The following is an 18,947-nucleotide window of genomic DNA, read 5'->3' as shown; positions in this document are numbered from 1 at the left end:
TAATACTTCAAATTGTTTAAAAATTCTATCAAAATTGGGCCAACATTATTAAGCTTAATCCTTATTCTTTTAGTGCTGAGCCTATTTAGCGTTAATCCTCTTCCTACCTTCTGCGCTATTGTATTTGTTCCAATAGCTGCCAAATTGCTTTGGAAAAAAGGAGAAGTTCCGATTTTATTTGTGGGCATTTTACTTCAGTGGGTACAGATATGTATTAAGATCCTGTATGCTTCCGTCATTTTTGTTCCATTTGAAAATTTATTTAGCAATCCTTACCAAATCAAACCAGCGTTCTATTTTAGTTTAACTGCATTATTGGTTATCAGTTTAGGAATAAATCTGGCCACACGAAAATCAAAAATTATTTCTTTTGGTTTATTAGAAAGTAAATCAAATGAATACGATAAGAAGAAAATAATGTTCACCTACCTCTGCTCAATTATACTCTATCCGCTACTACTAGGTGTAGCTGGGAGGTTTGGAGGACTTCAACAATTAATTATAAAACTTTTAGATCTTAAATGGTCTATTTTTGTATTATTCTTTTTAGTCACCTTCAAGGATGCCTCACAAATGAAGCAAAAATTTTTACTCATTGTTTCAGCCGAGATTGTCTTAAGTTTTACAGGTTATTTCAGTGCTTTTAAAGAGTTTTTCATTATTGGCTTCATACTCTACTTATTTATTAATGAGAAATTGACCAAGAAGGAATACTCTTTTATGCTCTTTGCCGGGGTTATATTGTTTAATATGCTGGTGGTGTGGCAATTTATAAAACCCGATTACAGATCCTATCTATCTGGAGGAGAACAGGCTCAGATCGTATCTGTATCCAGAAACGATGCATTAACCAAAGCATTTGAGTTAGGAAATGCCATTAATCAGGATAAATATCAGGATGCAGTTACCGCATTAATTGACCGAATATCCTATATCGATATTTTTTCTGCATCAATTTCTTATGTGCCCATTTCGAGGCCACATACACATGGACGATTATGGCTGGATGCCATTAAACGTGTACTTATGCCAAGGCTCTTCTTTCCTGGAAAAACAGCCATAAATGACTCAGAAAAAACCATGATGTATACTGGCTTGGGCTTTGCAGGAAATGAACAAGGTACTTCCATTAGTATGGGCTACGTAGCAGAAACCTATGTTGATTTTGGTTTTCCAATGATGCTTCTGCCCCTATTTTTATTCGGACTGTTGATTGGCTTTATGTTTAAATATATCATTAATCATTCCTACAATGACATTTGGGGCATTTGTTTAGTAATCCCTTTATTTTTTCAGATTAGTACTTTCGAGTTTGCATTAGATAAGATTGTAGGCAGTTTAATTACCTTTTTTATCATTTATTTATTGATAAACAAATTTTTAGCTAAAAGAATTGATCAATACATCAGACAGTAAACTGGATATTATACATGTAACTCCGGCCTATAAACCAGCATTTGTTTATGGGGGGCCAACACAATCTGTAAGTAAGCTTTGTGAAATCCTTGTTGATAAGGACCTCCTATCCGATGGAATTTCTCCTCTAAAATTAAACTTGGAGGTAATTACTACCACGGCAAATGGAAAAAATGAATTAGATATCCCAGTTAATGAACACAGGCTGGTAAATAATGTTGGGGTGACATATTTTAAGAGATGGACAAAAGATCATAGCCATTTTTCCCCGGCATTACTTCTCCATTTAAGAAAAGTTATTCTACAAGCTAAAAGGCGGCATTCAAAAATAGTTATTCATGTTCACGCCTGGTGGAATTTAGTTTCTCTCCTTAGCTGTATTGTTGCGAAATGGCATAACTTACCTGTAATCGTTTCACCAAGAGGAATGTTGAGCAACCATACACTTACGCACGGAAGTTTTACATTGAAAATAATTATCCATAGATTATTGGGTAAGAAATTATTAAATGGCTGTACGCTTCACGCAACAAGCGAAAAAGAGAAAGAGGATATACTAAGTGTAATGGCACATCAAAATATTATTATTATTCCTAATGTAATTCATCTACCCAAAACAGTAAACGCCCCTCAAATAGATACGCATTCGATTTTTAGATTGGTATTTTTATCCAGGGTTAACCCGATTAAGGGTTTGGATTTGCTATTTGAATCTCTTGCTCTGCTTCAAATCAATTGGACTTTAACAATAGCCGGATCTGGTGATTTTGAGTACCTGGAAACCCTGAAACGCCTTGCAGAAAGGCTCAATATTGATAAAAAAATAACTTGGTTAGGACAAGTTGATAACCAACAGAAGTTCGACATTCTCAGAAAAAATGATCTCACTGTGCTGCTCTCTCAGAGCGAGAGTTTCGCCAACGTTGTTATTGAAAGTCTCAGTGTAGGTACGCCTGTATTAATTTCCGATCAGGTTGGTTTGGCAGATTATGTTAAACGAGAAAACTTAGGATGGATTTGTTCGCTTAATGCCCAAGAAATTGCACCTATATTGCAAGAATCTTTTCATAATTTGAAGCTCAGAGAAGAGATCAGAACAAATGGCCCTAAACTGATCTCAAAAAAATTTAGTACAATTGAATTAAAGTCTGAATATTTAACGCTCTATAAACAAGTATCACAGATATAAATAAGCAATACAAACCATTAGCGTTATATTTATAGCATCATTACCATCCCATTTATGCTCAACCCAATTACAACAATCATTCTAACTTTTAATGAGGAAGATAATATTAAGGCTTGTTTGGAGAGTGTATTACCCATTTCAAAACAGGTATTTATTGTTGATTCAGGCTCCACAGACCAAACCCTATCCATAGCAAAACAGTATCAGGTTAAGATTATCCACCATGCTTTTGAGAATTATAGTCTGCAAAGAAACTGGGCACTTAAGCACCTGCCTATTGGAACAGATTGGGTCTTGAATGTTGATGCAGACCATCGAATTTCACAAGAACTTACTGCAGAATTGAGAATTGTATTTAACCAGGAAATTCCAATTCAAACCACAGGTTTTTTGACCAGTAGGAGGACTATTTTTATGGATAGATGGATTAAATATGGTGGACACTATCCCACCTACCACTGTGTTTTATTTAGAAAAGATTTTGGATATTGTGAACATAAGCTATATGATCAGCATTTTGTTGTAGAAGGAAAACTGATACAACTGAAAGGCGATGTAATTGATATATTAACCAGTTCACTTAAAACTTTCACAGAGAGGCACAATAAATGGTCTGATCTGGAGGCTGTAGACCACTTCGAAAACCTAAAATTAGAAAATGTTATCACACCAAAGCGTAGTGGAAACCCGATAGAGCAGAGAAGATATATTAAATCGATGTATGAACGTTCACCTTTATTCTTGCGCGCCTTCATATACTTTTTCATCCGCTATTTTCTTCGTTTAGGTTTTTTAGATGGTAAGGAAGGTTTAATTTTTCACACCTTACAAGGCCTATGGTTCCGTCTGCTAATTGATGCTAAAATATATGAACTAAGAAAGAAACATAACTTAAAATGATATGAACGAAATCACTCCCGAAGAAGCCAAGAAACAAGCGAATAGAAAATCTATTAAGTTTATTATCGTCCTTTTTGCATTGTATATCCTATTCAGTCAGGGAAACCTGTTTATGAACAGCGTGATGAGCCCAGGGGCGCGGTTTTATAGTCCCTACATTGCAGAACATTTTGATTATATCCAAGGACTGAAAACGGCATTAATCAAGCCTGCGGTTTGGATTATCAAGTTATTTGGCTTTTATGCCATACACAACGAGATGGATGTTTTAGTCGTAAACGGGCCTTTACTGAGAATCAATTATTCCTGCTTGGGGTTAGGTGTAATGAGCTTTTTAGCGGCCTTTGTTTTGGCCTTTCCTGCACCATGGAAATCTACCTTAAAGATGCTCGTTATAGGTCTGATTGCTATTTATCTGTTGAATATCGGTAGAATTGCGGGCTTAGGTTTATTGTTTGGGATGGTACACAGTCAAAGAAATTATTTCGAATATCACCATGAAATTTTCAATATTCTGGTGTATATCATGATCTTCATTATGCTGTATTTCTGGATCAAGCGCAATACGAAAAGAAGCACTCCAGCAGCTCCAAAATCTTAGTTTGAAGTTTTGAGTGTGGATGTTAAACCATTTATCTTTTCAACCCGCTAGTTAAAAAACGAATCCCTAAAACCCAATTCCCATCCCATGTATATTTTAGGCCTTAATGCCTACCACGGAGATTCTTCCGCCTGCATTTATAAAGACGGAGAAATCATAGCTGCCTCCGAAGAAGAGCGTTTCAGACGCATTAAGCATTGGGCAGGATTTCCATCTTTAGCCATCAAATTTTGCCTGAAGGAAGCCAACATCAGCATTACGGATGTGGACTATATCGCTATTTCCAGGGATCCCAAAGCCAACTTTAAGCGTAAAATCCTTACAGCGCTTAAAAACAGGTTAAGCTTAAGCAACATCTTCGACAGGATGAAGAACCTGAAAAAAGCAGGGAGCATTCAGGAAGAAATTGCTGCACTATTTTCTATAGATCCAGCGGTACTGAATGGAAAAATAATAAATGTAGAGCATCACAGAGCCCACCTGGCCAGCGCCTTTTTTGCATCCCCTTTTGAAAAGGCAGCCCTATTATCAATTGATGGTTTTGGCGATTTCAGCAGCACCATGACGGCAATTGGCAAAGGAAATCAGATTGAGGTATTGGATACTGTTTCCTATCCACACTCCTTAGGTGTTTATTATACTGCACTTACCCAATTTCTGGGCTTTCCTCATTATGGAGATGAATATAAGGTGATGGGACTAGCGCCTTATGGCAGCCCCAAATATGTAGAGAAAATCAGGTCACTGGTAAAATTACTACCCAATGGGCTATTCAAGCTAAATCTCCAATATTTTAATCATCCTAAAAAAGGTGTTAAAATGAGCTGGGAAGATGGTTCTCCTCATATGGATGCACTTTTTACTCCTAAGCTGATTGACATACTGGGTAAACCCAGAGAAGCCACAGAACCGATCACCTCTTATCACCAGGATTTAGCAGCCTCTATTCAACAAGTATGTGAAGAGGTTATCTTCCACATTTTAAACCATCTTTATCAAAAAACAGGTTTAGAAGCAGTTTGTATCGCCGGTGGAGTAGCACAAAATTCGGTTGCAAATGGAAAAATCAAATTAAATACTCCATTCAAAAATATCTATATTCCACCAGCAGGCCACGATGCCGGAACGGCGATTGGCGCAGCCTTGTGGTGCTATAATCAGATCGAAAAAAAGCCCCGAGCATTGCCCATGCTCCATGGTTATTTGGGAAGCAGATTCGATAATGCCTATATCGAAGAATTACTAAATCAAAGGCAAATCAGTTATCAAAAATTGACCGGGTCAGCATTTTATGATCAAATCACCAACTGCTTAATCAGTGAAGGTGTGGTGGGATGGTTTCAGGGAAGAGCAGAATTTGGTCCCAGGGCATTGGGTCACCGTTCCATTCTGGCTGACCCTAGAAACAATCATGCAAAAGAAATCCTGAACACCAAAATCAAACGCAGAGAATCTTTCCGGCCATTCGCTCCTTCTATTCTTTCTGAGTATGTTGCAGACTATTTTGAACAGGTTGACGATGTTCCTTTTATGGAAAAGGTCTTTAAAATTAAGCCAGAAAAACACTCAGAAATACCTGCAGTAACCCATTTGGACGGGACTGGCAGGCTCCAAACTGTTCACGAAGGAAATGATGCGCGCTATCATGGCCTTATTGAATCCTTTTATCAAAAAACAGGCACCCCCATCCTTTTAAATACCTCTTTTAATGAAAACGAACCCATCGTCAATACGCCTGAAGAAGCATTAGATTGCTTCTTAAGAACCCGGATGGATATGCTGGTGATGGAGGATATTATCGTCAAGAGATGAGATATCGACATTCATTAACTTACACTCACAAATCATAATTAACCTCGATTTTCAGTTACCTTCCACGTCCCCTATTCTCAACGCTATCCATTGGAAAGGTTATGGTATTATTGTTTCCTTTGGCCTCTACTCCTGTAGACTGTATATCTGGTAGATTTTCATTTTTTGGTAGTACTGCAGACAAGTCTTTAATGGGCTGCATGTTCATTGAATAGAGGTCTAATGTTTTTAATTTCGGGTTTGCTGCCACGTAGACCTGCTGAGATCCATTTTCTTTCGCCAGCGAAAGTTCAATTAGGTTGCCAAATCGAAGTGCCTTAATCACGGCATCTTTTTTTTCTGGATCTTCCAACCCCAAAAAGGCAAAATTATCCAACGTAGTTCTCAAATCATAGCCATAGCCCGGATAAAAACGCATGAGAGGGTGATTGCCCTTGTCATCACTCACCGAAAGGTCAAGCTTTAGCCAAACCGGAATGCGCTGAGGGATAACGTCATCGCCTGCCTCCCTTTTTTGTAGAATTTCCTTTTCCAGAGAAAGACCACAGGTTAACCGATAGGCCTGAAGGGCGCTGATACGATGGTGTTTTTCCAGGTCAAAGGTCTGCTGAATAGGCTCCTCTGCATTGTATCGCTTGAGGGTAAGCTGATAGGTGTTCAAAAAATACATGCCCGTCTCTCCCGATCGGCTAAAGTTAAGTTGAAAATGAGCCTGATCTATCATTTTAGTAGGATCTGAGCGAAATTCAGCGGGAATGTAACGTTGGTTAATTCCAAGACTGAAGCTTTCCAGTTCCCGATAGATGGCTGAGGAGAGCACTTCATTCAACCGGGTACCAAAACCCAGGTAATCGAGGGTTTTCTGCAAATATTCTAAATTGTTCTGGTCCATATTTTTAAATTTTAAGTCTGTTAGTGATTACTTTATTACTGAAAATCAGCGGTGATTGATTTGACGAGGAGGCGTCATCTGTCGCTCTAAAATGCGCTGGTCTGCGTTGCCTAGTCCTTCTCCGCGCATCTGCTGGACAGCACGCTCAAAAGAGGCCGTATGGTGATCTAATTGCTGTGGATTTTGTCTGAAGGCAGAAATGCCTTTAATCAACAGGTAAGAAATACCCCCATCAATCAGTACAGAAAGGATAAGCATCTTACGGTTACTCAAAAGTCCACTTGGCTCAGTTGCCCTATGCTGCAATTTGGTTCCATCTTCTAGCTCAAGCGACTCCCCTCTTTGGAAGGCACTTTTCTCTTCTTCACTAAGCAATATCGAATTGACTCGGTCGGGTGGGATGATCTCAGAGACATGATAACTGATAAATTCACGTGTCTGCTCATCGTATTCCACATTAAGCAGCGTGGAGTGACCATCTTCCTGCTCGATAAGTTTAGAGATATAATCCTGTTTTCCTGTTATTAAATCTCGCATTTGCATTTCAGTGAGCAAAGTGTGCTCCCGGGGTTGCTTATAGATGGGATGAATCAGCAATTCTACTTTGCCGTTTTCTTCTCTGGATAAAGAGAGCTTGGCATCAAGCCTTTCAATCTCAAATCCATCACCTTTTATATCACGTAGGGAAATAAGAGATGTTCTTCTGCCGGAAAGCAGTGCGGAGACCTGGGAGGAATCCAGTAGTAACTGATCGCCCTGATAAATTCCAAGACGGGAGAGCTGATCTATAGGCAGGTCGGCTGAATTAAATGGAGTTTCCATAGTCATTATCTTTTAGGGGTTAAAGGGAAGGTTGGTAAAACAAGCGCCGAAGATTGGGCGATCGGTTGGCTTGTTTGCTGCTGTAAAGCATTAAGCTTCACTGCAAGCAATGAGTTGTAGAGCTTATCCTGGCCAGAAAGGGTAAAGCAGATTGCTGAAGGCAATTGCTTGACGCGCAAGCGTCCTTGCTTTAAATGACCCTGAATGAGATAGGTGTGCCCCTTGTAATGAATGGTATCCCCGGTAGAAAGATAGCTTTTATTTGACTTTAGCGCCTCTCCCATCTCCTTGGTAACATTCATTGTAAGCTCCTGTTTCCGCTCAAGTGAGCTGAGAAAAGAAAATATTTTTTCCGCATCCACCGAGGCTGTAAGGATCTCTAAAGGGTTATCCTGCAAAATGTCAATCCAGCCCTGAAGATAGGCTACATGCTGGCCGTGATCATTGCCAATCCCGAGTTCGGCACCAATGATCATGGAGGCAATTTCAGCACGAAGTTCTTCCCTGGCATATTGATGGAGACCATTTTGAAAAAATTTACTCCGGTCTAATCTGGAGGGATGTCCGGTCCAGTGGGCCAGTTCGTGCATGACTGTGGCATAATACCCTTTAGCATGCTCAAACTGTTCTGCTTTGGGAACAACGATCGCATCGTAACGGATATGGTAATAAGCTTCATCAATGTACTGATGGGAGATGTCTGCACCACTGTTTGAGATGAGCATTTCAGCTCTTTCTATCGGATCCCAGGAAAGATGCGAGGTAGGTAGGGACATTTCAGGCATGTTCTGGATTTGCTCAGCGTTGAACACCCAGGCATTTGAGATGATGGGCCTGGGCAAACTGACCATTTCCATTATCGGTTCACCAAGCTCATTGTAAACCTGCTTACCCTGATCATCACGAAGTTTTTTACGCTCATGGGTCTTAACAAATTGGATAAGGGTTCCCTTTTCGCCACGAGCTACGCGCAGGCCACTGGCTTCTGCCTGCTTGAAAGTCATCCACCTTGGATCTCCGCGATCTGAGAGTAAAAGATGAATAGCATTAATTCCCCGGTAACGTTTGCCACTCTGAAAGTTATAGGGCATCATTTCCAAGCGCTTATCAGGAGCGCTCCACGGCTTTTGCCATGGGGCAGTCCCTGCTTTGAGTTGCTCAATGAGTAGTTTGGCAACTTGAAGGTGCATTGGGGACTGCTTTTTATCCATCATCATCTCCTTCCTCACTTAAGGGGAGTTCATCAGCAAATTCTACCCCATAAGCTACTGCCTGCTCTGCATTGAGAGAAATCTGTTCATCGATTCTCATGAGCATGAGCAAGGTGCCAAGAGATTTCTCGGCATTCTCTAATTTTTCTGAAATCATAACTTGAATTTTTAAAACATCACAAAGGCCTTATTGTACTTAGTGCACATAGCACAAGCAGCTAGCCATTACCATAGTAAGCCCTGATCATTTTTTAGTGGGCGCTAATAGCGATCGGGACAAATCCTTAGCGTTCGCTATTTCTTATTGCAAAGAGGAATTGAATAGGATCCAGGAAAATACCCTGGTAGCGAAGCGCGAAATGCAAATGTGCTGCTGTGGTCCGTCCGCTATTACCAGAGACACCAATTACCTTACCTGCTTCCAGCCACTCCCCTGGCGATACCATCGCAAAAGAGAGATGACCATAGATACTTTCCAATTTACCATGTGATATGCACACAAAGTTTCCAAGTATCGGATTGTAGCCACACGATGACACCCTCCCAGCCATCACCGTTTTAACCGCTGATTGCTTGGCCCTGAGGTCAACGCCACGGTGAAAATCGCCCTTGCGCAATACAGGGTGAATCCTTGGGCCAAAGCCACTGGTGACCACTAATGAATCCAAAGGAAGAACAACCTGCCGCTGAGCATGGCAAAATGCACCCTGCATCCCTATTAGCAGTAGGCCCATTAACTTTTCCAGCATGCTCATCTGCCTGGACTTGCTTCCCTTTGTTGCAACCTTATATTGAGCACTTCAGCAATAGAGTTACTGGCCAGCGCCAAGGCACCGGGATGGTGACGTAAAAGTTGCATGGCCTGGAGGATCGAGGAGTCCGCTGGATTTTCCTGGAGCATATTCACCTTCAGCAGGGTTTTAAAATCCTCACTTGTAATATTAGCGCTTTGGGTCAGCAGTTGCTGGTAAAGGGTTTGCTTATCCTTGAGAAAGGCAACAGCAGATAAAACATGAGTTTGTACGGAGAGATCGCTAAATACCACAGTTGCTGTACCTTTTGTAAGGTCAATGGCGCTGACTACCCCAATTGCGGGTAAAAAAGACTGTCCCAAATCTACCAGAACAGGCTTTGAAATAAATTTTTCCATAATTTTTGGCTTTCAGGTGGTTTATTTGTTTGGGGTTGTATCTCAATGACACTAGGCCGATGGAAAGCATGCGATGAGCTGAGAAATCTCCCTATTGATACGGCGGAAATTTTCCTCGAGCACCTGCCGTTTTGCTCCTTTAAAATCATAATAAAGGGGCATTTGTGGATAACTGGACTCTTCCTTGGCAATACTTTCCAAGTCCAGATTCACCCGGCAGTTAATTGCTGAGGACTCATATCTTCCATCAAAAGATTCCACCACATCTCCGGCCAGCATTCCCACCAGCTCCCCAGCCCGCAAGGAGGCTATTTTTCCCGAGGGGATAAGATATTCCAGGCGTTCGCTTAAGGATACCGAGGTTTTATTTCTGTCAATGGAAAGGCTCTCATTTACCTGCTTTACTTTACCAAAAAGCTTTTCAAGCCAATCCAAAGTTTCCTTGTTTCTCACCGATCCTGCCAGTACATTTCCCACCACCGCGCAAATGGTGTTGGCGGTGTCTTTACCATACTGCTGCTGAAATTGGGGCAATTCCTGCAGTCCCATGAGCACTGCAACCCGGTTGGATCGGGCCGTTGCAATAAGATTTTCGATTTTGTGAACGAAAAGAGTTGGGAGCTCATCGAGCAAGAGTGCACTGGGCAGGTTTCCCTTATTGTTGAGCAGTCTGGTCAGCCGGTTAAGGACTGCGGAATAGCAGGCAGAATTGATATTTTGGGTATTTGGATCATTGGCTAAAATCAGCATGGAGGGGGCAGCCGGATCGCTAATCCGCAGGGAAAAGTCATCCCCGGAGAATATCCAGAAACTCTCCAGGGTGGCCAGCCTGGAAATAAATATCTTCAGGGTGCCTACCTGACCTTCCAGCTGATCAAATGCACGGGCCTGATAGGCACTCTTGAATGGAGAGAGCAGAGAAGAAAGCTCATCATTACTCATCAGTGCAGAAAAGATCTGCTCATAAGAACAGTTTAAAAAGGATAGTAGGTGAGGCAGTGAAGAATATTTTCCCCCATCATGTCTGGCAAGGAAGTATATACTGGCGGAAAGAAAGTTGACGGCACTCTGAGTAAAAAACTGGTCGCTTCCGGATGACTTATCTCCTTTTTTTAACGCTTCAACCAAGGCCTCAGCGGTTTCCGAGGCATCAGCCAGGGTGGAGATGTAATCTGAGCGCAAAACATTTACCCTTCTACTGCGCTCAACCTGATTGAGATTGAGTACATGAAATCCGTAGTTTAGAAGTTTACCTTTTTTTCGCTGATGCAGGTAATGGTAGTAGGCCAGCTGACCAAGGTCAGGATATTTGAAATCATACAGGCATATACAAAATCCCTTATCTATCAGCTGACGGATAAAAGGCATGACGACCCCAAAACTCTTGCCCGATCCAGGAGTTCCAATCAGCAAGGTTCCACGGAATATGTTTTCGATGTTGATGAAACCATTCCTCACTTTATCTTTAAAATAAAAAAGAGAAGGAATACTTACCCGGTGGGGACCTAGTTTTGGTCTGATGGGCTGCATGAAAGATTCTTCCTCGATGTTCCAACGGTCTTTTCCAAAGCCTGAGCTGATGATTTTAGAGATGTTATCAGTTGCGGTATGGATTAGTATGGTACCCAGTATAAGCAATGAAGAATAGCAAATCATGCCCCAGGTATTTGTTATCATTTCCTCAGCCATTGCCTTCAGAACAAGTGGACTGCCAAAGAAAAAGATAAGTCCTGTGAATAAGGGAAAAGCAATGGCTCTTTTGGCATTAAATTCTCTCGACTTTTTGCTCAATGTACCCACTGATACCAACAATAGTAGTGACAGTATAAAAAGCCTGCTGTAAAGTGGGTGCTGAAAAATAGTAAGCCTGCTAAAGATATTCGTCAGCATTTTGGCGATACCCCAAATATATACAGGGAGGTGCGGCCGCATTTGCGGCAACAAAAAACACAGCAAATCCAGTGAAACGGCAAGATAGATACTGAACTGCATGAACCGGTGTAAGCTCTGCTGGGTTTGGGTTTCTTCCATTTTTCTACACTATATAGGTTGAATTAAAATGTATCGGCATTGAGCAGATCTCTACTCTTCAAAAAAATACTGACCTTACGGACAGAGGGTTGAACTTCAGTTAGCGTAATTTTCAGGCATTTCTCCCCTGAAAGGCTCAATTTGTTGAGCACATAGATATTTCTGTAGTGCTGAGTGAACCGCTTGGAGGGATAGAGCTGCCAGCGTGGTTTAAGCTCGATGGATTGCTGGTTGGTGGCCTTGACGATTCGCCTATCCTGAAGACTAAATTCCAAATTGTCAATCTCATAGGCCATATGAGAAGCATTGCTTGCAGTGATATCGATAAAAATCAAGTCCCCTGCTGAGGCTATACGGTTAATGTGTAGAGAAATATCCTGCCCTCTGGCAGAAAATAATTTACGGGATTTATGTTGGGATAATAATTCCAGTGCACAGGCTTTGATCTGGGGGGTAGTCAGCTCTGGGGAAGCGGGTGATAAGGGCAGCATATCTTTAGGCTGAATCTCTATTTCGGTAGTTAAAGGCTGCATGGAGTGGTGATCCAGGGCAATGATGCGGTACTGGGCTAAAAAGCTTTCTCCGGCAATGGTAATCAGGTAAGGTGATTCATCGTACTTTGTTTTCCCAGAGTCTAGCTTCAGCTTTACCCTGAGTAACTGATCCAAGGGAAGGTCTCCTTTTAAATCAGGGGAAGAAAGGTCAACATAACGGATAGGCTCGGGAGAGCGGAAATGAAGTGTGGAGCCTTTCACCAGCACAATACTAGAGGGCAGCTGGGCATAAAGGTCGATGCTTAAGGTGAGAGCTGTGAGCAGATAAATAAGTTTTAATTTCATAGTTGTAGCTTGTATGTTTAATTTCTTTTCAGCTGATCGGGATCAATCAGATAGAGCATTGAGCCGTAGCCAATCCGGGCTTTGTTACGCATAATTATTCTATTCAGTGCAGTACTCCCGGACTGGAATACCCTGCCAAGCAGACTGCTGATTTGTCCATTGGACAGTGGCAGATCTGTTCCCTGGATTCCCGCACTCCCGAGTTCTTTACTCAGATCGCGAAAAGTGGAGGAAGGCACATAAAGCCCCTTGATTCCATCGATATCGTAAACCTCTAAATTCACCGCAAGCAATTCTCCCCGGTGCAGGATAGAATGGACGGAGATCTGAATACGCTGAGTGGAAAATCCACTGACCAGGGCATATAAAATGGTACCCTTTTCGATCCGGTACCCCCCGGCATAGATGTCTTGAAGTAATTTCAGGCTAATTCTGGATTCCCCTTTGACAAGGAGCTGCTCGTTTACCATTGCAGCAATGAATTTGCTGTTTGACTTAACTGGTTTTACGCTATTAAAATCTGCTTCAGAATCTCTCTCCAGCGATACTTTGAGGACCTCCCTAGAGCTTTCCTGCTCTCGGGAAGCACCCATAACCCCTTTTTTATTTTTCGCACTCCGATTGGCAGGGTCATTGGCTTTTCCCATGCTGTCTACAATAGCCATCTGGGCACGAAAAATGGCCATGGGATCCGTTGGTGGCCTTGCGGAGCTGGGATTTACTGGCGGAGGTGAATGGAGCTCATTTAAAGCTGCAGCAAGCGCCTTTTGAGAGGCCAGGGATTCATCCTCTTTAACAGATCTATTTAAGGGTCTGGGCGATGAGGGATATAACACGGCCTCTCTCATAGCCGCTATTCGCTGCTGCTGAGCCCACTCTGAAGATGTAGAGTCAGGATCAGTGATTGCCGAAAGCGGGGTTTGTCCATCACCTTTTTTAAATTTTTCGCGGGATGCCTGAAACTTGTCTTCCATGCTTGAGCTGCTCACATCCGGAGAAACTTCACCCAGATCGGCACTGAGCTGAATGGAATCTTTTAAGCCCTTAGCTTTTGAAAAATTGCTGTTCCGGTAAACATAAAAAAGGATGAAGATAAAGGGAAGAATAATCAGGGGAAGCATGTAACGGGGATGCTTAAAATCTATTTTTCTCATGGTTTTTGAATTTGTTTTTGCAGCAGGGATATCCGGCTAAGCAGCCTTTCAATCTTGATGCTATCTACCGCGCTTAAAGTATCCTGGGTTGAAATTTCTGCCAATACCGCCTGCAGTTCCATCACCTGAGCTAAAGCAGACGCGGTTTGGGGTAATCTGCTTAAATTTGCCGAAGCAGGGCCCTGGGTCAAACTGACCTTTGGGGGGACTGCGGGCGGATTAGTGGCGAAACGAAAGATCACCGAAAAAGCGATCAGCAGAATCATCATCAAAAAGGCGAAGCGGGGAAAGCGCTGCAATGGGGAGTAAAAGACTTTCTCTAAACCAAAGCCAAGCTTGGAAACACGCCCAAGGGATCCCGAAGCGAAAAATGTTTTTCTTTTCATATCATCAAGATTAAAACGGGTCCTTGGACTGCGAAGAACGGTCCGCATTTTCCAGCGTCTTCCAGCCGGTAATCAGAACCGCATGTGGATTGTGCTCTGAACGGGCAGGCAGATCAACCAGGTGCCCTTCAGTAATTAAGGATCTGGTGGTGAGCGAGCTGCGGCGATCAATTCGCTGGGTAGCATAGAGGCGAAAGTAGTGTTGCTTTTCATCAAGCAGGATCGAATCGATTTGCAAGGACAGCACTGCAGAAGAAGAGAGCACCGAGTTAAAAAAACTTTTCTCCTTTAAGTTGTTGTATTGCCTCACCCCACTTTCATCAACGAGGTACATCGCGCGGCTCATCTGCTGCTCGATGTATTTCTCATCAGGGATGAGCGAGAAAAAAAGCTCATGAAATCGGCTGATGTGAGCACGGTATTCTGCGCTGCGATTCATCTCCAGCGCCCGCCGGTATGCAGGTTGTGGCAGCCCTTGGGCATTGAGTATATATATCTGCCTTCTCTCCTCACCTACCTGCCTGTAGGCAAAAAAAAAGGCGGTGACACTTAGGGCAAAGCTCAGCAAAAAACTGCCCACAGATACGATGCTGGCGAGGCGTACCTTGCTTTCAATATTTTTAATCAGCATGTACTATCCTCCTACAATATTTCCGGCCACGCTACCTACTTTAGCCGCGTTACTGCCCATCACACTTGCTGCAGAGCTGATTCCAGAGGTGGACACGATCCAGGTGGAAATGCTGGGCACGGTGAACATGGTCAGGGCACCGATAATAAAGGTAATGATCACCATGCCAAAAGAAAGTACGCCATTGGAGGCAAACCAGCTAAGCTTTTCCAGATGGTCTCCGCTCTGGCTTAAAAGTTCCTTATAGCGTGAAATCTCTGCCTCGAGCGCATAATGCTGAAAAAGTGAGGCCACATACATCACCAGATAACCGATTCCTGAATAGAGACTTACCGAAACAAACCTTGCGATCCAGCTCGAAAAAGAATCCCGGAAAATAGGCAGAATACTCGCAGCTACCGAAAAGGGACCTAAAATAATCAGGATAATAGAGAAGATAATCTGCACCATAAAAAGCAGGTAAACCGCTATGCGTAGAACCCATACCGCAAGGGTCTCCAGCAGAGAGGCACCGAGTAACTGCAAACCAACCTGTAGGCGGTTCCTCATTTCTACCACAGGATTCCACACTTGTGAGAATCCGTCTTTAACAGAACTCTTAACTGATTCCCAGGCATTCTCATACCAGGTATCAGCTTCTTTCTTGGCAATCTCGCTTTCGGCCTGAACCCTGAGTAACTCATCGGAAAGCGACACCATCAATCTCGCCCGTTGCAGCCTTAAGGCATTTATTTCGCTTTGGCTACCATCAAAAAAAGCAGCAGTACGGTGTTCAATTATCTGTCCGGGAAAGGCCACAGCCTTGGTGAACGCCGGCCACCAGAGAATAATCATGGAAAGCCCAAAGGGCCTGAGCAGGGGCATGATTTCCAGCCGCTTATCTCCAACGATTAGCTCATAGCTGGTTTTAGCAAAAAAAATAAGAGTAAAAATTGCGGCCAGGGCCTGCGCATCACCAATGAAAGCATCATAATGCGTCCAGATACTCTCTTTCATCTGGTGAAGGAAGTGCATCATGCCCTCTTCATAAACGCCGTTTCCCTGTAGATAGTTAAAGGTATCTTTAAAAGTGTCACTGACCTGGACAGGGGCCTGCATGCTGGTTTGGCTGGCCAATGTGCTGGCCAGGCTGAGTTTAGTTGTCATAGCTTAGATTTTTTAAGGATTTCATCGGCAATTTCGATATCAGTCTTTTTGCCTGAAGGAGCACGGCCTTCAAAAATTTTAATCCGCTTGGAGGCCCGCTGAAGATTCAGGTGCCTGCCAATGGTCTGCCTTCTCCCCTCCCAGTCTGCTTCAAGTTTGCGATATTCCCCCAGCAGACGGTGATAGCCAATCAGCCGGGCGCCTCGCTCCAGTGATGTTGTTCGGCAAATCTGCAGGCGCTGGGCTAAAGAGGCATGTTCTGCTGCATACCATTGATACAGGCCCGAGGATCGCAACTGGGCGATCTCTTGTGGGCTACCAGAAAGCGGAGGGTTACCGGCAAAGGAAATCAGCGGGGAAAACTGATCTGCATAATACAGCTGCCAGAGCGGATCAACCCCGGAGGATAGACCAGAGTAGGCTGCCGCGGCATAAATTGCCGAAGCCGATAGCGTATCGCTCTGCTTAAAATGGGCCTGGTCGGCCTGCTGCATCACCATCGCCAGGGCTATGCGCTGGGATTGAGGACCAGAGGCGGACAAGGGACGCCGGTCTGTTTTTGGATAATCCGGATGCAACCCCCAGGTAATCCAGTACAGTGGGTTTAAGCCTAGAAATCCTGGCTTTGGGGTAAACTTATCGGCATCCCATTGACTAAAAACCATGCGCTGCTGCTGATGGGCAATTGCAGCATCCTTGATTACCCGTTGGGCATAACTTAGCGAGATGCTCAGGCAGCAAAAAAACAATAGCATGAAATGTTTCATTTTTTGATCGTTTTAAGGTGATATAATATGTCATCGGCCAGCTGTTTGTCCCTGGCGATAAATCCCCTGTAGGGATTCACTGTGCGAAAAAAACCATTCACTTGAGCCCAGAACATACTTTTGCGGGCACTGTAAAGCAGGGTGCGGATAACCTTGAGCTCGAGGGATATTTTCTTGAGTAATGCATCACGGCTTTCATGGTTAATCAGCGCCTGTGGCGATTCCTTGAGCACAAACTCAGCAAGCTGGGTATAGAGTGCGCTACTCCTATTGAGCAGCATTCTGGTACTGCTTTCGGCAAACAGGGAAAGTTGTGGGTTTTGGCGGGCATCATTGAGCAGAGCCATGGCCTCTGTAAGGTTCTGCTGGGTAAGGGCGATGATTTCTTTGACTATCAGCGCATCCCTTAACACCCCGTCTACCTGTGATAAGGAACGAAAGATGAGCTCCTGGGTTGAAATAAGCGGAGCAAGCCGCATTTTAATTTGATCGAAATGATCCATTGATCCCTGGAGATAGCTATGGTGGAGAGACTCTGATGCTGAGCGCATCGCCCCATTGGCCATTACGGCTGATAAATGAGCCTTGTCGAGAACAACCTGCTGGGAAAAAGCCCTGGTGAGTACAAGCAGCAGTAGTCCTGTCAGCAGCACTTTCATCTCTGCCTCCCTTTTAACTGCTTGATTTTGAATATGATCTCATCGACAAGGGTTTTATCGCGAGAAGAAAAGTTAGAAAAATTAACCGAGTTGGAACCAAATCGGGTCATTACTCCACGGATACTCATCTCAAGCCCCTTCAAGCTGCCACTGATAGACCTCAGCTCTGCAATCACAAAAGAAAAAAGCATCGCCCGATCGCTTTGACGCATTTGGTTGAGTGCTCCGATGCTGAGTGTGATTCCATAACAGTAGCGCAGAAGTTGCGCTGCCCGGTCAGCTATGCTGAGCTGACTGGAAAGCGCCAGGGGTACAAGTAGTGGCTGATGAGCACATAAGGAAAAGATTTGGGTTTGGAGGCTGGAGATTTCCTCTATCAAGGGAATCCCCTGAGCAGAGATTTGTACGACATTTAGCGCAGTACCCAGCATATTGATCTGTGATTGATTGGTCCGGTAAAGCGACTTCAACCTTTCCATTTGTGAGGCATTCATCACCGAGGTTCCGCTCGAGCGGGCCTGCTGGTCTCTGGCGATATTCTGGGCATTATATTCCCTTTTGGAGTCTGAGACGAGCTGATGCAGCAGTGCAACATTGATCTGAGCGCAGAGGCATACGGGCAGGAAAAACAGGAGGCTGAAAAGAACAGGAGTTTTCATGGCTTAAACATTTTGGTTTTTAAAATGATGTCATCGGCAATCCGCTTATCGATATTGATGTAACCTGCATAGGGGTTGATCGAGCGGAGAAAACCGCGCTGATCCGCCCAATACATCGAACGGTACATCCCGTAACTCAGTCCGCGGAGCACCAGGAGCTGGCTGAGAATGGCGTTGAGCAGTTTTGCCCGCTCGCCGGAATCCATCAGGTTATCCTTCCCTCCTTTTAGCACAAAGCTGCCTACCTGTGAGCTGAGTAAGCTCGCCCTGGTCCTTATTTCCCTTGCCGCTGATTCAGCAAATAGCAAAAGAGCGGGATTTTTCACTCCCAGCTTTCCTGCCTTTTCCAAATCCTGGATGACATCTACCGAAGTGTCATAAATTTCCTTCACTGAAAGCAGCGAGCGCATGATTGAGGAAACCTCGCTCAGTCCCTGATAGATTTGCGATTGAAGGGTATTGGCAACGGCAAGCTGACCGGTAACGGTGAGCTGGGCGCGCTGCAATAGGGTCAGCTTTTCTGAGGAGGAAGAAAGTTGCCGATCAATAATGGAAGCATGTGCCGCAGTAGCAGCGGAGGTTGCCGGATCGAAATAGATCTGGCTACTGGCAGAGTTGATTAACAAAAGTGCCGGCAGGGTCAAAAAAAAAAGCTTTTTCATAGGTTAACATTTTAAGATTT

21 protein-coding genes are annotated in these 18,947 nt (G+C 43.6%); 5 read left to right on the top strand and 16 right to left on the bottom strand.

What is annotated here, in order from left to right:
• Window positions 1-12 precede the first annotated feature (12 nt).
• The 5 genes from BMX11_RS07520 to BMX11_RS07500 all read left to right on the top strand — a co-directional run bounded on the left by BMX11_RS07520 (window position 13) and on the right by BMX11_RS07500 (window position 5,918).
• On the top strand, window positions 13-1,416 hold the full coding sequence (locus BMX11_RS07520) for a hypothetical protein (protein ID WP_090883067.1): 1,404 nt from the start codon (window positions 13-15) through the stop codon (window positions 1,414-1,416).
• Entirely contained in the window at window positions 1,394-2,605 is a 1,212-nt protein-coding gene (locus BMX11_RS07515) for an XrtY-associated glycosyltransferase XYAG1 (RefSeq protein WP_090883065.1), read from the top strand. The genes BMX11_RS07520 and BMX11_RS07515 overlap by 23 nt, the downstream gene beginning before the upstream one ends.
• Before the next feature lie 54 nt (window positions 2,606-2,659).
• A complete protein-coding gene (locus BMX11_RS07510) occupies window positions 2,660-3,505 on the top strand; it encodes a glycosyltransferase family 2 protein (RefSeq protein WP_090883063.1) in 846 nt (281 codons plus the stop codon).
• 1 nt (window position 3,506) lies between these two features.
• Window positions 3,507-4,106 (top strand): exosortase Y, encoded by a 600-nt coding sequence (gene xrtY, locus BMX11_RS07505; protein WP_090883061.1) that lies wholly within the window; start codon window positions 3,507-3,509, stop codon window positions 4,104-4,106.
• Between the two features lie 87 nt (window positions 4,107-4,193).
• Window positions 4,194-5,918 (top strand): carbamoyltransferase family protein, encoded by a 1,725-nt coding sequence (locus tag BMX11_RS07500; protein WP_090883059.1) that lies wholly within the window; start codon window positions 4,194-4,196, stop codon window positions 5,916-5,918.
• Between the two features lie 55 nt (window positions 5,919-5,973).
• Here the strand turns inward: BMX11_RS07500 and BMX11_RS07495 are convergent, their stop codons facing one another.
• The 16 genes from BMX11_RS07495 to BMX11_RS07425 form a co-directional block, all read right to left on the bottom strand.
• On the bottom strand, window positions 5,974-6,810 hold the full coding sequence (locus tag BMX11_RS07495) for a hypothetical protein (RefSeq protein WP_090883057.1): 837 nt from the start codon (window positions 6,808-6,810) through the stop codon (window positions 5,974-5,976).
• 45 nt (window positions 6,811-6,855) lie between these two features.
• Window positions 6,856-7,632, bottom strand: a complete 777-nt coding sequence (locus tag BMX11_RS07490; protein ID WP_175474502.1) for a DUF4099 domain-containing protein — start codon at window positions 7,630-7,632, stop codon at window positions 6,856-6,858.
• Between the two features lie 5 nt (window positions 7,633-7,637).
• Window positions 7,638-8,822, bottom strand: a complete 1,185-nt coding sequence (locus tag BMX11_RS07485; RefSeq protein ID WP_245738606.1) for an ArdC family protein — start codon at window positions 8,820-8,822, stop codon at window positions 7,638-7,640.
• A gap of 13 nt (window positions 8,823-8,835) precedes the next feature.
• Window positions 8,836-9,000 carry a hypothetical protein gene (locus tag BMX11_RS24260; protein WP_175474501.1) on the bottom strand — a complete coding sequence of 55 codons (165 nt, stop codon included), beginning with the start codon at window positions 8,998-9,000 and terminating at the stop codon, window positions 8,836-8,838.
• 127 nt (window positions 9,001-9,127) lie between these two features.
• Complete coding sequence (locus BMX11_RS07480) at window positions 9,128-9,577, bottom strand: M23 family metallopeptidase (RefSeq protein WP_175474500.1); 450 nt, start codon at window positions 9,575-9,577, stop codon at window positions 9,128-9,130.
• A 17-nt stretch (window positions 9,578-9,594) separates the two neighbouring features.
• Window positions 9,595-9,993 carry a hypothetical protein gene (locus tag BMX11_RS07475; RefSeq protein ID WP_090883051.1) on the bottom strand — a complete coding sequence of 133 codons (399 nt, stop codon included), beginning with the start codon at window positions 9,991-9,993 and terminating at the stop codon, window positions 9,595-9,597.
• Between the two features lie 51 nt (window positions 9,994-10,044).
• The gene (locus BMX11_RS07470) at window positions 10,045-12,024 is read right to left on the bottom strand and encodes a type IV secretion system DNA-binding domain-containing protein (protein ID WP_090883049.1); all 1,980 of its coding nucleotides are present in this window, start codon (window positions 12,022-12,024) and stop codon (window positions 10,045-10,047) included.
• Window positions 12,025-12,047: 23 nt separating this feature from the next.
• On the bottom strand, window positions 12,048-12,863 hold the full coding sequence (locus tag BMX11_RS07465; RefSeq protein ID WP_090883047.1) for a DUF4138 domain-containing protein: 816 nt from the start codon (window positions 12,861-12,863) through the stop codon (window positions 12,048-12,050).
• 17 nt (window positions 12,864-12,880) lie between these two features.
• Window positions 12,881-14,017 (bottom strand): conjugative transposon protein TraM, encoded by a 1,137-nt coding sequence (gene traM / locus BMX11_RS07460; RefSeq protein WP_090883045.1) that lies wholly within the window; start codon window positions 14,015-14,017, stop codon window positions 12,881-12,883.
• Window positions 14,014-14,403, bottom strand: coding sequence for a hypothetical protein (locus BMX11_RS07455; RefSeq protein ID WP_090883044.1), 390 nt, complete (start codon window positions 14,401-14,403; stop codon window positions 14,014-14,016). The genes traM and BMX11_RS07455 overlap by 4 nt, the downstream gene beginning before the upstream one ends.
• A gap of 10 nt (window positions 14,404-14,413) precedes the next feature.
• On the bottom strand, window positions 14,414-15,034 hold the full coding sequence (traK, locus tag BMX11_RS07450) for a conjugative transposon protein TraK (RefSeq protein WP_090883042.1): 621 nt from the start codon (window positions 15,032-15,034) through the stop codon (window positions 14,414-14,416).
• Window positions 15,035-15,037: 3 nt separating this feature from the next.
• Window positions 15,038-16,180, bottom strand: a complete 1,143-nt coding sequence (locus tag BMX11_RS07445; protein ID WP_090883040.1) for a TraJ family protein — start codon at window positions 16,178-16,180, stop codon at window positions 15,038-15,040.
• Window positions 16,177-16,947: a hypothetical protein gene (locus BMX11_RS07440; protein ID WP_090883037.1), complete on the bottom strand. Its 771-nt coding sequence runs from the start codon at window positions 16,945-16,947 to the stop codon at window positions 16,177-16,179. The genes BMX11_RS07445 and BMX11_RS07440 overlap by 4 nt, the downstream gene beginning before the upstream one ends.
• Entirely contained in the window at window positions 16,944-17,606 is a 663-nt protein-coding gene (locus BMX11_RS07435; RefSeq protein ID WP_090883035.1) for a hypothetical protein, read from the bottom strand. The genes BMX11_RS07440 and BMX11_RS07435 overlap by 4 nt, the downstream gene beginning before the upstream one ends.
• Window positions 17,603-18,265, bottom strand: a complete 663-nt coding sequence (locus BMX11_RS07430; protein WP_090883033.1) for a hypothetical protein — start codon at window positions 18,263-18,265, stop codon at window positions 17,603-17,605. The genes BMX11_RS07435 and BMX11_RS07430 overlap by 4 nt, the downstream gene beginning before the upstream one ends.
• Window positions 18,262-18,927, bottom strand: a complete 666-nt coding sequence (locus BMX11_RS07425; RefSeq protein WP_090883031.1) for a hypothetical protein — start codon at window positions 18,925-18,927, stop codon at window positions 18,262-18,264. The genes BMX11_RS07430 and BMX11_RS07425 overlap by 4 nt, the downstream gene beginning before the upstream one ends.
• Window positions 18,928-18,947: the final 20 nt, after the last annotated feature.

This window comes from Pedobacter rhizosphaerae (genome assembly GCF_900111155.1).
Taxonomy (GTDB): domain Bacteria; phylum Bacteroidota; class Bacteroidia; order Sphingobacteriales; family Sphingobacteriaceae; genus Pedobacter; species Pedobacter rhizosphaerae.
Note: the sequence above shows the minus strand (reverse complement) of the source record. Positions and strands in the feature narration are given on the sequence as shown.

What these genes read in the sequence shown, in the direction of transcription:
- BMX11_RS07510 (WP_090883063.1), top strand. Translation starts at nt 2,660, where the DNA reads ATGCTCAACCCAATTACAACAATCATTCTAACTTTTAATGAGGAAGAT.
- xrtY (WP_090883061.1), top strand. Translation starts at nt 3,507, where the DNA reads ATGAACGAAATCACTCCCGAAGAAGCCAAGAAACAAGCGAATAGAAAA.
- BMX11_RS07500 (WP_090883059.1), top strand. Translation starts at nt 4,194, where the DNA reads ATGTATATTTTAGGCCTTAATGCCTACCACGGAGATTCTTCCGCCTGC.
- BMX11_RS07495 (WP_090883057.1), bottom strand. Translation starts at nt 6,810, where the DNA reads ATGGACCAGAACAATTTAGAATATTTGCAGAAAACCCTCGATTACCTG.
- BMX11_RS07490 (WP_175474502.1), bottom strand. Translation starts at nt 7,632, where the DNA reads ATGGAAACTCCATTTAATTCAGCCGACCTGCCTATAGATCAGCTCTCC.
- BMX11_RS07485 (WP_245738606.1), bottom strand. Translation starts at nt 8,822, where the DNA reads ATGCACCTTCAAGTTGCCAAACTACTCATTGAGCAACTCAAAGCAGGG.
- BMX11_RS24260 (WP_175474501.1), bottom strand. Translation starts at nt 9,000, where the DNA reads ATGATTTCAGAAAAATTAGAGAATGCCGAGAAATCTCTTGGCACCTTG.
- BMX11_RS07480 (WP_175474500.1), bottom strand. Translation starts at nt 9,577, where the DNA reads ATGGGCCTACTGCTAATAGGGATGCAGGGTGCATTTTGCCATGCTCAG.
- BMX11_RS07475 (WP_090883051.1), bottom strand. Translation starts at nt 9,993, where the DNA reads ATGGAAAAATTTATTTCAAAGCCTGTTCTGGTAGATTTGGGACAGTCT.
- BMX11_RS07470 (WP_090883049.1), bottom strand. Translation starts at nt 12,024, where the DNA reads ATGGAAGAAACCCAAACCCAGCAGAGCTTACACCGGTTCATGCAGTTC.
- BMX11_RS07465 (WP_090883047.1), bottom strand. Translation starts at nt 12,863, where the DNA reads ATGAAATTAAAACTTATTTATCTGCTCACAGCTCTCACCTTAAGCATC.
- traM (WP_090883045.1), bottom strand. Translation starts at nt 14,017, where the DNA reads ATGAGAAAAATAGATTTTAAGCATCCCCGTTACATGCTTCCCCTGATT.
- BMX11_RS07455 (WP_090883044.1), bottom strand. Translation starts at nt 14,403, where the DNA reads ATGAAAAGAAAAACATTTTTCGCTTCGGGATCCCTTGGGCGTGTTTCC.
- traK (WP_090883042.1), bottom strand. Translation starts at nt 15,034, where the DNA reads ATGCTGATTAAAAATATTGAAAGCAAGGTACGCCTCGCCAGCATCGTA.
- BMX11_RS07445 (WP_090883040.1), bottom strand. Translation starts at nt 16,180, where the DNA reads ATGACAACTAAACTCAGCCTGGCCAGCACATTGGCCAGCCAAACCAGC.
- BMX11_RS07440 (WP_090883037.1), bottom strand. Translation starts at nt 16,947, where the DNA reads ATGAAACATTTCATGCTATTGTTTTTTTGCTGCCTGAGCATCTCGCTA.
- BMX11_RS07435 (WP_090883035.1), bottom strand. Translation starts at nt 17,606, where the DNA reads ATGAAAGTGCTGCTGACAGGACTACTGCTGCTTGTACTCACCAGGGCT.
- BMX11_RS07430 (WP_090883033.1), bottom strand. Translation starts at nt 18,265, where the DNA reads ATGAAAACTCCTGTTCTTTTCAGCCTCCTGTTTTTCCTGCCCGTATGC.
- BMX11_RS07425 (WP_090883031.1), bottom strand. Translation starts at nt 18,927, where the DNA reads ATGAAAAAGCTTTTTTTTTTGACCCTGCCGGCACTTTTGTTAATCAAC.